Annotated in this window: 15 protein-coding genes; 2 read left to right on the forward strand and 13 right to left on the reverse strand. The window is 61.6% G+C overall.

Annotated elements, in window-relative coordinates; genetic code table 11:
- Positions 1-30: 30 nt before the first annotated feature.
- Entirely contained in the window at positions 31-1,068 is a 1,038-nt protein-coding gene (locus RhoBH5_RS23930) for a phosphatidylinositol-specific phospholipase C domain-containing protein (protein ID WP_270008866.1), read from the reverse strand.
- Between the two features lie 190 nt (positions 1,069-1,258).
- Here RhoBH5_RS23930 and RhoBH5_RS23935 point away from each other — a divergent pair, with 190 nt between their 5' ends.
- Entirely contained in the window at positions 1,259-2,797 is a 1,539-nt protein-coding gene (locus tag RhoBH5_RS23935) for an acyl-CoA synthetase (RefSeq protein WP_270008867.1), read from the forward strand.
- A 19-nt stretch (positions 2,798-2,816) separates the two neighbouring features.
- Here RhoBH5_RS23935 and RhoBH5_RS23940 read toward each other — a convergent pair whose 3' ends face one another.
- From RhoBH5_RS23940 to RhoBH5_RS23955, 4 genes are all read right to left on the reverse strand, one after another.
- Positions 2,817-3,881: an acyl-CoA dehydrogenase family protein gene (locus RhoBH5_RS23940; protein ID WP_083056759.1), complete on the reverse strand. Its 1,065-nt coding sequence runs from the start codon at positions 3,879-3,881 to the stop codon at positions 2,817-2,819.
- Positions 3,878-5,005, reverse strand: coding sequence for an acyl-CoA dehydrogenase family protein (locus RhoBH5_RS23945; RefSeq protein WP_021332062.1), 1,128 nt, complete (start codon positions 5,003-5,005; stop codon positions 3,878-3,880). Before RhoBH5_RS23945 ends, RhoBH5_RS23940 begins: the two co-directional genes overlap by 4 nt.
- A gap of 58 nt (positions 5,006-5,063) precedes the next feature.
- Positions 5,064-6,212 carry a TetR/AcrR family transcriptional regulator gene (locus RhoBH5_RS23950; RefSeq protein WP_172403437.1) on the reverse strand — a complete coding sequence of 383 codons (1,149 nt, stop codon included), beginning with the start codon at positions 6,210-6,212 and terminating at the stop codon, positions 5,064-5,066.
- 122 nt (positions 6,213-6,334) lie between these two features.
- The gene (locus tag RhoBH5_RS23955) at positions 6,335-6,889 is read right to left on the reverse strand and encodes a TetR/AcrR family transcriptional regulator (RefSeq protein ID WP_270008868.1); all 555 of its coding nucleotides are present in this window, start codon (positions 6,887-6,889) and stop codon (positions 6,335-6,337) included.
- Positions 6,890-7,075: 186 nt separating this feature from the next.
- Between RhoBH5_RS23955 and RhoBH5_RS23960 the strand changes: the two genes are divergently transcribed.
- Positions 7,076-8,299: a cytochrome P450 gene (locus RhoBH5_RS23960; protein WP_270008869.1), complete on the forward strand. Its 1,224-nt coding sequence runs from the start codon at positions 7,076-7,078 to the stop codon at positions 8,297-8,299.
- Between the two features lie 6 nt (positions 8,300-8,305).
- Here the strand turns inward: RhoBH5_RS23960 and RhoBH5_RS23965 are convergent, their stop codons facing one another.
- The 8 genes from RhoBH5_RS23965 to RhoBH5_RS24000 all read right to left on the reverse strand — a co-directional run bounded on the left by RhoBH5_RS23965 (position 8,306) and on the right by RhoBH5_RS24000 (position 15,365).
- Positions 8,306-9,691: a lipase family protein gene (locus RhoBH5_RS23965; RefSeq protein ID WP_442972472.1), complete on the reverse strand. Its 1,386-nt coding sequence runs from the start codon at positions 9,689-9,691 to the stop codon at positions 8,306-8,308.
- Positions 9,691-10,974: a hypothetical protein gene (locus RhoBH5_RS23970; RefSeq protein ID WP_270008871.1), complete on the reverse strand. Its 1,284-nt coding sequence runs from the start codon at positions 10,972-10,974 to the stop codon at positions 9,691-9,693. The genes RhoBH5_RS23965 and RhoBH5_RS23970 overlap by 1 nt, the downstream gene beginning before the upstream one ends.
- Before the next feature lie 297 nt (positions 10,975-11,271).
- Positions 11,272-12,336 carry a hypothetical protein gene (locus RhoBH5_RS23975; RefSeq protein ID WP_270008872.1) on the reverse strand — a complete coding sequence of 355 codons (1,065 nt, stop codon included), beginning with the start codon at positions 12,334-12,336 and terminating at the stop codon, positions 11,272-11,274.
- A gap of 1 nt (position 12,337) precedes the next feature.
- A complete protein-coding gene (locus RhoBH5_RS23980) occupies positions 12,338-12,937 on the reverse strand; it encodes a signal peptidase I (RefSeq protein ID WP_042453547.1) in 600 nt (199 codons plus the stop codon).
- 8 nt (positions 12,938-12,945) lie between these two features.
- Entirely contained in the window at positions 12,946-13,551 is a 606-nt protein-coding gene (locus RhoBH5_RS23985) for a SipW-dependent-type signal peptide-containing protein (RefSeq protein WP_021332053.1), read from the reverse strand.
- Between the two features lie 9 nt (positions 13,552-13,560).
- Complete coding sequence (locus RhoBH5_RS23990; RefSeq protein ID WP_223304718.1) at positions 13,561-14,232, reverse strand: signal peptidase I; 672 nt, start codon at positions 14,230-14,232, stop codon at positions 13,561-13,563.
- Between the two features lie 65 nt (positions 14,233-14,297).
- Positions 14,298-14,840, reverse strand: a complete 543-nt coding sequence (locus RhoBH5_RS23995; RefSeq protein WP_019745195.1) for a hypothetical protein — start codon at positions 14,838-14,840, stop codon at positions 14,298-14,300.
- A 15-nt stretch (positions 14,841-14,855) separates the two neighbouring features.
- A complete protein-coding gene (locus RhoBH5_RS24000; RefSeq protein ID WP_019745196.1) occupies positions 14,856-15,365 on the reverse strand; it encodes an alternate-type signal peptide domain-containing protein in 510 nt (169 codons plus the stop codon).
- Between the last annotated feature and the right edge of the window lie 176 nt (positions 15,366-15,541).

A 15,541-nucleotide genomic window follows, 5' to 3' on the forward strand; every position in this document is an offset into this window, starting at 1 on the left:
CTCGCTCTTCACGATCCGGCCATTCGAAAATCACCGACGCGGCACCACGGTGGACAGTACGTTCGGCAACCTCGACCAGTCCGCGGTGATGTAACTTGCGTGCTGCCCGGCCAACAGGTCGAGACGCTCGCTCGCCTCGGTTTCGGTGGCATGGGTTCCGTCGATCTGCGGAGCGACCTTGTGCGCGTCGGTCATGACGAGCAGGTAGCCGCGATCGTGGTACCAACTCGGATCCACGACTCCGGCGGTGTAGTCGAGAGCGTCGCCGTCGAAAATCACGAACCACGGACGGATCCCCGGGTCGGTATAGCGGTCGAGACGTGGGTCTCCCGGTGATGCACGGTGAACAGCGGGAAAGGCGGCGCCGAGTTCGGCGAGCCCGGCGGAGGACAGATCTCGCAGGTGCGTCGCATACTGCCGGTCCGTCCACTCCGTATCGAGAGGGTTTCCCTCCTCGATCGTTCCCGGTATCAGCTCGAACAGAAATTTCCCGGTCATTTCGGAATTGCTCGGCCATCCACGCTCGGTGACGGCGGCATCCGGGGTGGAGTAGGACTCCCCCATCAAATCGGCCGGCGTGAAAACCGCGTCTCCGAGTGTCCCGAGAATCAGGGCGTCGAGATCCGCGGGCCCACGTCCGTACCCGGCAGTGAACCCGTCCTTGATTTCCAACTTGATCATCACCGGCGGGTGCTCGGGATTGGCCTCGTGCCACGCCCGCATATCTGCCAGGCATCCACGGAATCCCTGATCTCGTAGACCGCTTCGCAACCCGGATGCGTCCTGAGCGCCGACGCAGTTGCTCTCGCTCGCCACCGGATTCATGTGCGACACAAGCCAGTCCGGACCGCCCCCGTTGGTCCACAGGTCCAGCTCGAGCAACGACGCCCCGGAATCCAAAGCGTCGGCGAAGTACGGAAACGTCGCCTTCTCGTAGGAATTGTGGACCCCGACTGACGTGGTCTCGGAAAACGAGCGCACTTGGTTCGTAGTCGTTTCGGCGCCGGCAGAGGGCGCCGAGACGACCGCCACGAACGCACTCATACCGGCTACCAGGATTGCTCGCATGTTCGACACTCTCGCAGAAATCACCCCACGGCAGGATGGAATCGTCAGAGTTAACTGGACAATCGTCTAGATTGCACCGGAGTGGGGCATGATTTCAGGCGGTGGGTGAGGGCAATTGTCAGGCCAATAGCATCAGTGCCGGAACTGATCCGAGTCAGAGCACTCGCCGCACACTCGCAGGAGGAATCGCATGCAGCTGACTCAATTCGTTCACCGATCCCTACGAGCGTCGCCCGAAGCGGTGATGACGATCTCCGATGGCCGAGTGCGCACGTCTCGCGAATCGGTCGAGCGGATCAAGAGGCTCGCGGGCGGGCTGGAGACGTTAGGCCTGCGCACCGGTGACAGAGTCGCGATCTTGGCATCGAACTCCGACTACTACCACGAGGCGCTCCTGGCCTGCTGGTGGTTCGGAGCAGTGGCCAGTCCGGTCAATTCTCGCTGGAGCACGGCGGAAATCAGGTACGCCCTGGAAGATTCAGGGTCGACGGTATTACTCGTGGACGAGAATTTTGCTTCCGTCGGATCTACCCTTCGCGAGGCGTGTCCAGGCCTGACCACTGTCGTCTACTGCGGCAACGACCGAGTTCCGGACGGAATGCTCGACTACGAACGGGTGATCGCGGAGGCGATTCCGGTCGACGATCTGCGCGTCGGCGGCGACACGCTTGCACTACTTCTCTACACCGGCGGGACCACCGGAGTGCCGAAGGGCGTGATGATCAGCCATCAAGCGCTGATGACCTCGGCGCTGGGCACTCTCGCGGCAGGCGGCGTGGCAATCAGCAACGGAACGAACCTCGCGGTGAACCCTCTGTTTCACATTGCCGGGATAGTCGGATGGTTGGCTCAGTCGCTGATGGGTGGAACCCAGGTCTTCGTACCGAACTTCAGCCCACGGACGTTCCTCGAGGCCGTGGACCGCTATCGCCCGACAACCGTGGATCTGGTGCCGACAATGCTCCAGATGTTGGTCGCCCACAAAAACGAAACGGGCGAAGACGCAACCACCTACGATCTGTCCAGCGTCAGGATCCTGAGATACGGCGCCTCGCCCATATCTCCGACGCTTCTCGGACAGGTCATGCAAATGTTCCCCAACAGTTCCTTCGCTCAGGGCTACGGGATGACTGAAACCGCGCACATCAGCATGCTGAGTCCAGCCGATCACCTCGAAGGTGGTGATCTCCTCCGCAGCGCTGGTCGCGCGCTCCCTCATTGCGAGGTGAAAATCGTCGACCCGGCCGGCTCGGAACTCCCACCCGGCAAGGTGGGCGAAATCGTCACGTTCGGCAGCCACGTCATGCGCGGATACTGGAACAAACCGAAGGAGACCGCAGAAGTGCTCCGCGACGGGTGGATGCATACCGGCGACGCCGGATACCTCGACGCCCGCGGTTACCTGTTCATCGTCGATCGCATCAAGGACATGATCGTCACCGGTGGCGAGAACGTCTACTCCACCGAGGTCGAAAACGCTCTGGCACAACACGAATCCGTCGCTGCCTGTTCCGTGATCGGTCTGCCCGATGCCCAGTGGGGCGAGCGTGTCCATGCCGTGGTCGTCCTTCGGCATGGTTTCGACGCCGACGCCGACGAACTGCGCGCTCACGTGAAAACGCTGATAGCCGGATACAAATCTCCGCGCACCTTCCAATTCGTCGATGCATTGCCGCTGTCGGCAGCAGGCAAGGTGCTGAAGCGCGATCTTCGTTGCAACGCAACGTAATCCTTTACGACGGTCAGGATTACAGCTTCAATGTCGGTTCTGGGTCGGTGATCAAGCGGTGCAGTGACGGCGACGCCGCTACGGCCTCTCCTAGTTGCGTCGCACTCGCGATTTCGTCGCCGAACTCCGATCGCCAGGCGTGCAGTCGACGCGTCAGTTGTTGCAATCGGTATTCGCGGGTCATGCCGATTGCACCGTGTGCCTGGTGGGCGGCGCGGACGCTCACGAGCGCATTCTGCGAAACCACCAATTTGGTTGCGCTCACTTCGAAGTCGGCGTCGCCTCTGATGAGTGCATGTGCAGTGCGATCGACGGCCAGCGTGGACATCGAAGCCATCTGAGCAAGCGTCACGATATGCTGCTGGACTGCTTGAAACTGCGCGACGGGCCTACCGAATTGCACCCGGTCGGACACATAGCGCCGGGTCAACGTCGACGCCGACTCCATCGCTCCCGACATCTGCACCGAGCGCAAGAACGCGCCGAGCTTGCTGAGAATCCGGGCATCGACCGGGTTGTCGCCGTCAATGGTCCGCGCTTCGGAGAACGTCAGGCTCTCACGCGGTTGCCCCGCAAGATCCGTCCCGCCACCGATCTCGGCGTCGGAGATGTCAAGGAGTACGACGCGATCACCGAGAACTGCTGCCAGCACTGATGCAGCGCTACCCCACGGCACGTCGTGAAAGGTTCCCGAGAGGACACCGTCGTCGGTCCGGCGCACATCGTCGCGCGGCGAACCCGGGGCGACCGTTGCGATTCCGGAGGGCACGGGTAACCCGCCCGCTGTTGCCAGCCTGCCCGCGAGGTACGTCTCGGCGAGCGGCAGCGGCGCAGCGTGCCTCGCCGCCGCGCGCTGGACAGTCACGGCGTCGAGGAGCGAGCCACCGGAACCACCAACCGATTCGGGAAGACCGACCAGAGGTAACCCTAGTTCGACTGCCGCGCTCCATAATCCGGCGGGCAGACCGCCGATCTCCGCCTGCGCTACCACCTCGATGCCGGACTTCTCGGCGAAAAATTGCTCGACCATCGATTCGAGGTCGGCGTCGAATGTGTTCGCGTTGATCTGTGACCCCGAATTCATCGGTCCAACCCTTTCATGATCACGGTGCGGAGAATTTCGTTGGTACCGCCGCGAATCGACCACGACGGCGCCACCAGCACGGCCCGGGCGAGCAGCGACTCGTACGGATCGTCGGATGCAAGGTCCGGAGCCCGGCCGAGGTGCCGCGCGACGGTCGCAACACAGTCCTGTTCGAAGCGTGTTGCCATCTCCTTGATCAGCGCGGCCTCCGTGACCGGCGAGCGACCGGCGTCGACCATCCGTGCGATGGACAGCGACATCCCGCGAAAAGCCCAGCAGCGTGCGGTAATCGAGCCCAGATCGGCGAGAGCAGCTGGACCGCCTTGCGCTGCTTGGTTGGCCGCGAAGTTCTCGAGGACCGGCATCAGCGACATCCAACGGTCGACGCCACCTCGCTCGAGTGCGAGTTCACCGGTGTTTTGTCCCCAGCCCGCTCCGACGTCTCCGAGGCGACGCGAATCCGGCACGAAAACATCCTGGAACGACACCTCGCAGAAGTCCTCACTACCGTCGATGAACGGAATGGGTGAGACGGTCAGACCCTCGCTGTCGCGATCGACGATCAGCTGAGTGAGTCCGTTGTGCTTGTCTGCCGAGGTTCGAAGCAGGGCGAGTATGTGTGTGGCATGGAAGGCGCCGGTGGTCCAGATCTTGGTGCCGTTGACTTTCCAGCCACCATCGACACGTTCGGCGCGAGTGCGCACCGATGCCAGGTCCGAACCCGAGTCGGGCTCACTCATCCCGATCGAGAACGAGAACTCACCGCTCGCGATACCGGGAAGGAAGTACCGCTTCTGTTCTTCCGTGCCGTTGGCGGCGATGCTCGGACCCGACTGTCTGTCTCCGATCCAGTGATAGCCGACCGGCGCTCCCCGCGCGAGAAGTTCTTCGACGACGACCAGTCGATCCACTGCTGACCGTCCGCCCCCGCCGTATTCCTTCGGCAGCGACATGCCGAGCCACCCACGTCGACCCAGATCTCGCGAGAACACCGGATCCACCGCTCCGGCCATCCCGAGTCCGAGCGAGTAGGTACCGGGGGTGAGTCGCTTGTCGAGGTACTCCCGCACTTCAGCCTGAAGAGCAAGCTCCTCGATCGTCAGTTCTGTTGCGTCGAAACGCATGACGTCTCCGATCAGTTTCGTGAGTCGATCCGCCGCCCGTGGCGCTTACCCGAATTTTTCATGCGCCCAGCAGCAGGGCGCAGCCGATCTCGAAGAGTCTGTCCGACAGGTCGTCGCGACGGCGAAGCCGGCCGATTCGGACGGCGTTCTCCACAACTGTCAAAGTGGCATTGACGGTGATCCTGGCGGTGGCGGACTCGAGGCCCGGACGGACTTCTTCGAGCATCTTGACCCATAGCGCGACGTACTCACGTTGATTCTGTTCACACGTGCGGCGGAACTTGTCCGGTAATTGGTCGAGTTCGCTGATCAACAACCCGATCAAATGACGCTCGTTGATCGCGAAATCGATATGTGCGGCAAGCAATCCGGACAGCGCGTCCTCCGGGCCGGTTGCGGCGCCGAGAGCCTGTGCAACGCCGAGCCGGCGACGCTCGCCGCCCCTCGAGACCGCAGAGATCAGCAGGTCGATCTTGGCATCGAAGTGGTTGTACACATTCGGGCCTGTCGTCCCTGCAGCCTCACCGATGTCCTCGGTATTGACTGCTTGATATCCACGCTCGTCGAACAGCCGAATTGCTTCGGTCAACAAGAGTTCACGTCTGGGTATCACAACGGGCAGGTGACCCGTTGCCGCCACGACTTTCACTTCTGAGCGACCCAGTTCCGCGTATGCAGCGCGGTCTGCCAACTCGACAAGCAGCAGTTCCATCTGACGCCTCGGCAAGGACACTCGATGCGAAGACACACTGTTGAAGACTGCGATGACAGCCCAGGCGAGCAGATAGCTGTCTTCCTCGTCGAGGTCGGGACGCTCAATTCGGATCAGCGCTGCATCGCGCGAAGCTGCACTCTTGAGGGTCGAACGCATTTCCTCACGTTGCTTGTCAGGCAGATAGCGTGCCTCTCGCTGCCACAGGAGCGACAGACCCCGACGTTTGGACACCGATGCCGCAAGTTCGGTGATCAGTGTTTTCAGATCCTCGGCACCTGCGACCCGATCGTAGAGCGATTCGATGCCTGCGTTGACCGCGGCGTAAAGGAGATCCGGCTTGTTCTTGAAGTGCCTATAGAGCGCAGGTGCCGTGATTCCAACTGCAGCAGCCACCTGAGCGACAGACACGTTGTGATAACCGTGCTCACGGAAAAGCTCACCTGCAGCCGCAAGAATCTGCTGCTTACGGTCGCGGGGCCTGCGTACGACCATCGTGACTCTCTCCTTCGCGGCAGCGGACAAGCTCAGAGTACCGAGCCGAGGAATGAAGCAATGAACCGAACCGTCTACAGCAGCGACGATCCGATGCACCGTTCACGAACACGGAATCCCGCTCAGGAGTAGATGAACGACTCGACCATCCGTCGTTCGGCGGCCCTGTCTGCGAGAGGCCATGCCAAGAGCATCAACACGATCCGAACCACCCACTGCGACTCTTGACCTTCAGGATCCAAGCCCGCAAGTTCCAGCGCAGTACGCGGCAGCAACGGCGAGGACACGAGATACTCGTCGATTCCGTTGGCCCGCGCCGCCGCAAGGCCGTGGCTCATGGCAGCGTCGGATCTGATCGCGTCGACGGCGACGAGGATCGACTCCACGATGCGCTCGTCGCCGTGCAGTGATTCGACGGCAGTCGCGACCTGGCTCGCCACGGATGCCGCGCCTCGTGACAACAACCCCTCGCGGATCGCGGACTTGCCACCTACGTAGCGGTAGAGCGTTGCCCTCGAACAGCCTGCGCGGGCAGCGACGTCGTCGGCATTGAACCGATCGAATCCCTGTTCTCGAATCAGCTCCGCCGCAGCCGCGAAGATGCGCTCGGTTGCGAGTTCACGGCGGTTACCGCCGGCCAACCAGTCGGCGGCGCGACGCTCGTTTGCACCGGCCACTCTCCGTAACCTCGTCTCACTCTGAGACAGATTCAATCAGAAATCTCAAGGCTACGGAAGGCCGCGAGCCTCTGAACTGGGAGAAGTACGAGGGGGGTTGAAGTGCGTGAGATTTTCTCAAAATGCCAGTTCAGAGGCATTTTCCACCTGTTGACTTCTCCTCGACGGCCGTGAAATCTTCCCTTCGTGACACCATCGACGCTCGACATCAACCCTTTCCTGCCGTCGAACATCGACGACCCGTACCCGCTATACGCCGTACTCCGGCGCGAGCACCCCGTGTACCGCATTCCTGATACCGACTTCTATCTGGTGTCCACGTGGGAATTGGTCACCGAAGCCGTTTCCCGTACCGACGACTTCTCCAACAACCTCACCGGCGTGCTGGTTCGTACACCGGACGGTTCGGCAATGACCTTCGACATGAACGGCGGCGGCCAAGCTGTTCACGTTCTCGCGACTGCCGACGAGCCCGACCATCAACACCAGCGCAAACTTGTCTTGCCGACACTGGTCGCCAAACGTATACGAGCACTCGAGCCGGTGATGACCGAGTACACGCAGCAGTTGTGGGACAACGGCTTCGACGGTCGACGGATCGAATGGGTCACGTCGATAGCGGACACGCTGCCGCTGCAGATGGTTGCCACGCTGATCGGCCTGCCGGCACACGACGTCCCCCAATTGCTGGCGTGGTCGTACGACAGCACCGAACTTCTCAGCGGCATCGTGACCGCAGAACGGTTGACAGGCGTCGTCACCTCGGCGGCCGAACTCACCGGGTACCTCTACAGCAAGTTTCGTGAGGCACGGGCTCACCCGGTGGATGATCTACTCGGAGACCTCGTCCGTTGCTGTGACGCAGGCGAACTCAGCGAAGACGTGGCCGTGCTGATGTTGGTGCAACTCGTCGGTGCGGGTGGCGAATCGACCGCCGGACTGATCGCCAACTCTGCACGGTTGCTCGCCGAGCGCCCTGAGATTCAGACGCAGCTGCGCGAGGACCCTCTACTCGTGGGCGCGTTCCTGGAAGAAACGCTCAGGCTCGAGTCACCCTTTCGCGGACATCACCGACATGTCAACGCGGACACGACACTCGGTGGATTGGCACTACCCGCCGGCAGTCATCTCATACTGCTGTGGGGTTCGGCGAACCGCGACCCCGAGTCGTTCGTCGAACCACAGGTGATGAACCTCGACAGAGTCAATCCCCGAGCGCATTTCGCCTTCGGCAAAGGAGCCCATTTTTGTGTCGGGGCCGCGCTGGCTCGCCTGGAAGCAAAGACCGCGATCGCAGTCCTTCTCGAAAACAGTGCGCACTTCACAATCGATTCCGAATCCCCACCCCGTTGGGTCCCCAGCATGTTCGTACGCCGACATCAGAGTTTGCGTCTCGCTGTCACCGGATAGTTTCACTCAGTTGTCGAAATTGTGGGCTATCCAGTCGATCGTCTGCATTCCGAACAGATCAGTTCCCCAACCGTATGGATCCGTGAATGCGCGGTCCATACTGCAGTCGGTGGGCTGGTAGCTCACGTCGGTCCCTCCACTCCTGTACGTGTCCGCCAGTTCTCGCGCATCAGCTGCCGGTACAAGTGACATCGGGGAGTCGTCCTTTGCGCACGACGTTATCAATACCTTCGACGCCGGAGCACCGTGGCCCAGTACGTTGTCGTCGTACGCGCGCTGGAAACTGGGTTCTGTGATCGGATCGATCCCCGGCTCGAAAAGGCTCGCCAGCGGTACGAACGGAAGTGTGAAGTACGCCGGCATCTGGCACTCATCCCGGTACGCGTCGGCAATCGCTCGGCCCACGGGATTGAGCTTGTCGTTCAATTTCATCTCGGGGTACCAGGGTTCGAGGCCAAGGAGCGTCGCAAATCCGAAGCCGGCACCGACCGAGGAATCTGTTGTCTCCATGAATGTTCGGGGCTTGATCACCATGCCCTCGAGGACTGTCGAGACGATGTCGAGTTCCGGTGCGTAGGACTGCGCAGATTCGGCGGCGAATGCAGTACCGACTCCACCACCAGCGATTCCGAACAACGCAATCTCCGCATCCGGATTCAGCTCGGAATCCTGCAGCTGAAATGCTGCGCGCACAGCATCCAACTGCGCGTGCCCCGCGAACTTACCCGCGAAGACGCCGTGGGGATCACGGTCTCCGTTGTTCCCGACGTCGGATATCACTACGGCATAGCCTTTTCCGAACATCAGTGCCAGCGGACCCAACGCCGACCAGGAGGCGCCGTCCAGCGGATCGCCGCCCGTCCAGTGCGAACTCGGATGACAGTAGCCGCCGACGCTGTCGTTGGCCTCCTGGTAGCTGATGACTTTCTTCTCCGATGCCGGTGTTCCGTCGATCGGGATCATCATGATTCCAGTGCTCACTACCGGCGTCGAACCGTCGATTCCGGTTGTGACGTACATGATCTTGTAGGCGTCGAGCTGTCCCGGTTTGTATCCCGTGAACAGTACATCCACCTTCTTCGACTTCAGGAGGTCACCGGGACGCTCGGCGCCGGTCAACACCGGCTCGTCGTAAAACAGATCCTCCGCGGTGAGTGCAGTGAAGATCTCGTCTTCCGACGCGAACTCCCCCGACCTGAGCGCACCGACCGTGAACCCGTTGAAAATCTCTCCCAGAGTGGGAGTATCGGTCCGAAACTCCTGGGATGCCGGAGCTTGCGCATCGTCTGGAACACCACTGCCTGGGGCCTCGGCCCCAGCAGTCGCAGGCAGAACCAGCGCAACGGTCAGCGCTACCAGCGGGGCAAACCTTCGAAATCTGGCACCCGACATCACTGAACCGTCACTTTCAAACTGGAGAGGGCCGATTCGAGAGTTTGTGGGAGGCTCATCATCGGGCGGTGACTCTCCAATTGAATTTCGTAGGGAACACTCAATGTGGCTACGAGCCGTGGCCAATCTTCTTCGACCATCGCTCGGTACTTCGGCAAGAGCTGCGAGGTGATGTAGTCCCACCGGTCCTCGTACACCGACCAGTTCCAATCCGGGAGGGGCAGTGTCACTGTCGCGGTGCGTCCGTCCGCCAGTGTCGTCGCGAACTCGAGAGACCGAAACGAGCGAGGCGGTACGACGCCGGCGACCGAAGGTGAACCGGCGACAGTCGATGCGTAAGTGATCGCCTCTCCCACATCACCTTTGTAGGCGCTCACGGTATCCCACTGGTCGCGGATGACCATCCCTTGCTCACGTTGGAGCAGTGCTACGTTCCCACGTGCAATCCGATTCGAATCGCCGGAGGCTACATCACGCCAGGCGTCCATGACATCCTGACCGAACAATCCGGCACTCTGCATTTCCTCCAGCGCGGGAAGTCCTTCATCCACGTATGCCTGATGCATCGGCATCAGATCCGAGAAGATGTTCTTCTGCATCACCAGGATCATCCCCAGCACATAATCCAAGTCGTCCGCCGTGACGTTCCTGCCCACCGCGGCGAGTGCGCGCAGCCCTGCCGGCAATTGGTTCAGCGCTTGCACGCCAACCTGATCCGTGACCTGAGAAACTATCGAATTGGCAACATATTGCAGATTCGGAAACGAGTACATGTCCGCCATCAGTTCGAAGTCGATCAGTCCCCCGCCGAAGTCCGCACCAACCTGTCCGCCCATGCCCGCCCACTGCAATTCCGGGTGACCGAGTTGCAGATCCTCGTAGTAGCGGTACGACTTCACCAGGTTCGTGCGATTAGCCGACACTCCGGCGCGCGGATTCCACGATGAGAGATCGATTCCGGCGGCTTCCGTGGCAGCGACCAATCGATACTGAAACAGCAAGGCCGCATAGGATTCCGGACTGCGACCACTGGCGCGGGCTTCTTCCACAAGGGCTTGCAAGGTGCCGAGATCAGTCGGCAACGCGGGATGGACACCGCCCGGACCGTGTTCGGCATTCCGATTCACCAAGGGCAAATTCACGTACTCGTCCAGCTCGGACGCCGACGCTGAAATCTGTACCGAGAGCAACGCGGACATCGCCAGCGCACATGCCGTCGCGGCTGCGAATACGTCGCGCGCCCAACGACGTCGCCGAACACCTGCCCCCAGGTTCATCCGCATATCGATCCCTGTACTCAGGTCGGCATAGCCCCAATCGACTCCGACACCAAACACTTACTTTGCAGTAAGATAACTCGAGCCCCGAATAAGTGCCAATCCACTGCGAACGCTTCAGGCATCTCTACACGTCGTTGTCGTCTGCAGTTGGTTTATCCAGTTCACGGGCGGCCGAAACCTCTCCAGCGGGCGACCAGCCGGTTACCTGATTGCCCGACACCGTCGGAACATGCGCAGCTACGACTGTGCCCCCGGGTCCGGAAACTCGGGGGCACAGTCCAGACGTCGAGTGATTGGCCGCTACCCGAAGTCAGGCATGTTCTGCCCGCTGTCCTTGTAGAACTTCCATGTGCCGTCCTGCGGTGACTCCATGATGCGGTAGACCTCGGTTGCCCCGACAATCCACAACTGGCCGTCGTACCAGTGCAGAGTGGAACCCGATTCGACACGGCCACTTGCGAGTTCGTTGCCGTCGGCGTCGACCACTGCAACCTTGTTACCACCCGCAGTCCAGCCGCCGGTGAGGCCGCCACTCTCGACTGTGTCCGTCAGAACCGGCTTCGGATCAGCCGAGGGGGTGGTCTCCGGCGACGTGGTTTCCGGGGTGGTCGGTGCCGGAGTTGTCGTGCTCGGTGCCGTCGTGGTCGTGGCCTCCGTTGTGCTGGTCGGCTCGGTAGACGTTGTCGGATTGGCGGTCTCGCTCGTGGACGGAGCTTGGGTGGTGGTCGTCTCCAACGCATCAGGCTCGTTCGGCACCATCGCTTCGGCCTGCATCCTGCTCAGAGGGTTCGCCCCGTTCGGTGCAGGGGTGCTCGGATCCCAAGTGGAGACGTTCTCCCATGCCTGGTTGCCAACGCCTGTCCCGGCTCCGCCTTCGCATTGGGTTTTGCTGTTGACCCAGTTCTTGAACGACATCCCCTGTCCGTTGGGCGCGACAGCAAAACCGGACGACTTAGCCGGCCCGTTGAGGGTGTAGACGCGGACATACAGCCCGGTGCGCCCGTCATCGGCCAACCGCCAAGTGCGGGCATCAGTACTAGAGAAGGTTTTCGAGGTTTTGACTGTGTTATTCGACCTGTTCATCACCTCGACGTAGTAGCCCGTCGCTCCCGGCACCGCCGCCCATGCGATATCTCCCCGAGGATCCCAGTCCCAAGTTCCCCAGTAGGTGGTGCAGGTCACTGACGAGGTCAGCGGAGTCGGATAGAAGTTGCCCGTCGCCACCTGTGCGCCAGTCGAATTGACCACGTCAGTTGGATTTGCCAACGTCCCAGTGGCCTGAGCCAGACCGAAAGCCATTGCAGCAGCGCCGCCGACAGCGATCAACGACCGCAGCGACTTCATGCGGGTGCTAGCCCGTCGCATTTCAATCATTATGAGCCTCCTGAAGCTCCCCGCAGGTTTCGTCAGCATCGACGCGGGCGTCATTTGTAGTGGCGGCGCGGGCATTCTCCAGACGCCGGTCTTTAGTTCGTCCAAATGCGATGACCAGCACCGCGCCTACCAATCCGCCGCCAAGGAAGGTTGCGAGCGGGCTGGAAAGCCAAGCAACGACATAGCCGAGCCCGCCGACGCTGATGAACACTCGGTCGGCCTCGGTGATGGTGTAGGGCAGTCGATCAGCCACATTGTTGGCATCGCCCTTGAGCGTGGCGAGCACGGTGTCCGCTCCTGCCGATTCGAGTTCGACCACGCGGTGGGTGATGCGCACGCCTTGGTCGTTGTCGACGCTGATCACGTCGCCGACAGCCAATTCAGTTGCAGGCACGGTCTTCGCCAGCGCCAGCGCACCGGTGGAAATTGCAGGTTCCATCGAACCCGAGCGAAACACCAGTGGTTTGATCCCGAATATCAGGGACGCGAGAGTGGCGATTATGCAGATGAGCCCGGCGACCGCAGCCACATTCAAGGCAATTTCCTTGCCACGACTGCGTCCCACGCTCACCTCCTCATCGGTGCTGTCCATCGCGATGATCACTGCCCCGTTGCGGTGAAGTTGAAGCCCAGATCGGCGATCTTGAACTGCTCCGTCTGACCCGCGGTCGAATCGACGGTCACCTTGATGCACACCTGCTCCGAAACACCGGCAGCGAGTGATCGGCCAGAGACGAGTGTCGGGTTCCCGGAGAACGCTTGCTGCGTCCCGATGATCGGTCCTGAACAGGTACTGCCGTCGTTGGCGCCGGTCTGATGTAGGGAAACCTTGAGCTTCCCGATCAGCGCGGACGAACCCGTGGCCGTTGCCGATACCGCCCACTGGAAGTTGGCAGTTCCGGTGTTCTGAACCGTCAATGCCCCAGCCTCACTCTGGCCTGGCAGCATGCTGTTGCGCTTGAGTTCGGTGAATTGGTGTGCGGGCCGCTGGTTGTCGACTTTCAGCTGGACCGACGAAGTGCTGAACATGCCGGTGGTCGCAGTAGCGCTGTCGGACCACGCCGCCATCGTGCCGACCGCTCCGAGGCCCAGGACCATGCCCAGTGAGAGCACGGCCCGGGTCCGTATCCAACCGGTCTCGCCCAGACGGCTTCGCATCCGCGCCCCGAGACGCGCGTCGCCGCCCGATTTCTGTTCTGTAGACATTCTGCTGTCCTATTTCGATTCGGAGGTTGGTGCCGATGGATCGGCGGGCAATACCGGCGCGCCGAGTTCAGGGCCGGAAAGAGTCGGGTCTGTGCCACTTTCGTCGTCACCGGCCTTGCCCCGCTTGTCGCGGATGCCACTGACGACCATCCACACGGCATATACAGCCAGGCCCGCAGCTACGCCTGTGGTGAGAATCGAACGCGATTGCCCGTTGATCACCGAGTTCACCCGGCCCAGATACGGCACCGAGTAGATGACCCGACCACGGATCTGCTCGGGCACCAGCGACCACGAGTCGGCGACGGGGTTGTTGTCGCCGCGAGTGTGGATGCGACGCTCCCCTTCCCCCGTGTAATAGATGCCTTCGATGCGGTGGGTGACCACCGCTGGATCGCCGGAGACGGGCTGGAACGTGATCACGTCCCCGGTGGTCAGATCCTCGTTGGGGGTCGGCTTGACCACGATGAGCGTGCCAGGGGGCATGGTCGGTTCCATCGAACCGGTGAGAACCGTGTACGCGGTGGAGCCGGTGAGTCGAGGGATAACGACCATCACCGCGAGAATGCCGACCATCAGCAGCAGCAGTACCCACGAGACGATGGTGCGAGTCCACCACCATAGGGTGGTCTTGTCGTCTCCGCCTTGTTCGGGATCATGTTGCCGCTCAGATGTTTCCACGTGTGCGCTGTGCCGGGGTCGATACTCGGCACGTTCGCCTGCACGCCGGCTTCTCGCGGTGACGGTCATGACTGGCTCACTGAGCTTGCGTCGAAAGTGAACGTCGCGTTGGACTGCTGGCTCGCTGCCGCGCCCTGGCCCAGCGTGGCCCGCAGGCACAACACCTGCATCTGCCCGGCCGGAACCAGCTGTTCGGAAAAGGCCGCGCCGTCCATGGCACCGTTGTAGAGCTCAGTGCCCACGTCGCCAGTGGCGGTGCAGGCCGCCTCGTTGGCTACCTTGGCCACGCGCAGGCTCAGCGGCGGTGGGGTGGCGCCGTTGAGTACAACATCGGAAAGCACGTAGTTCATCTGCACGTTGCCGGAGTTGATCACCGGCAGAGGCATCTGAATGCTGTCGCCCGGGCCCTTGTTGTCCAACTTGAACCCATCGAGGTTGAACTGCTTGACCCCTTCACCGCCGGCAGAGATATCGAGCATGCCTGCCTGGATAGTGCCGCCGGTCGATTCTGCGGTATCGCGCCACAGCGCGCCGGTCTGCTGCACCGAGACGAACCCGATGAGCAGAACCGACGACGCTGCGATCGCCCATTTGTACTGGGTCTTCACGTGACCTTCTTTGGCTTAGTTGAGCGTCTGCTCGAGGGTGACCGCGCCGCCGGCGAGGCTGGCGGTCTTCGTCTGACCGGTGTTGTCGCCCGCGGCCCCCGCGTTGAATGTGATGGTGGTCGTGAACGTTGCCGCCTGATCCAGGCCGGCGGTGTATGTAGTCACGGTGCCACTAGCCGGGGCCACGGTCAGCTGATTCAGCGTGACGAGGTCTCCGGTGACCCCCGTGAGCGAAGGCGTCAACTTCGCCTTCAGGTTCGTGCCAACGAGGTCGATGCTGTAGTTCGCGGTGTAGGTGACGACATCACCGGGCACAATCAGGTCGCTCGCGGGATTGAAGGTACTGCCGTTTGCCCACTTCCACACGCCGGCGCCGACCTGCTCGACCGACAGCGAACCGGCGCCAACCGTCTGCGGAGCGCCACCGTTGGTAGACGAGTTCCAAGCGGCCATGGTTCCGGCACCGCCTGCGAGCAGAACGGCAGCCGCACCAGCGGCGATGGCACCCTTTGTGGTCTTGTTCATCTGGTATTCCTCCTGTGCAGTTCGCGGCGGGACATCCGACGCGCTTGGTTGAGCCCGGGCCGTGCGGATGTGCACTCCGGTGAAACAGCCCCAGGAAGGGGCATGGGAAATGAAGCCGCCGAATTGAATTCGGTGACCGAGAAGGTTGGCGATGCGCGGAGATGGTCGAGATCGCC

Source organism: Rhodococcus sp. BH5 (assembly GCF_027583855.1).
GTDB classification, from domain to species: Bacteria; Actinomycetota; Actinomycetes; order Mycobacteriales; family Mycobacteriaceae; genus Rhodococcus_F; species Rhodococcus_F qingshengii.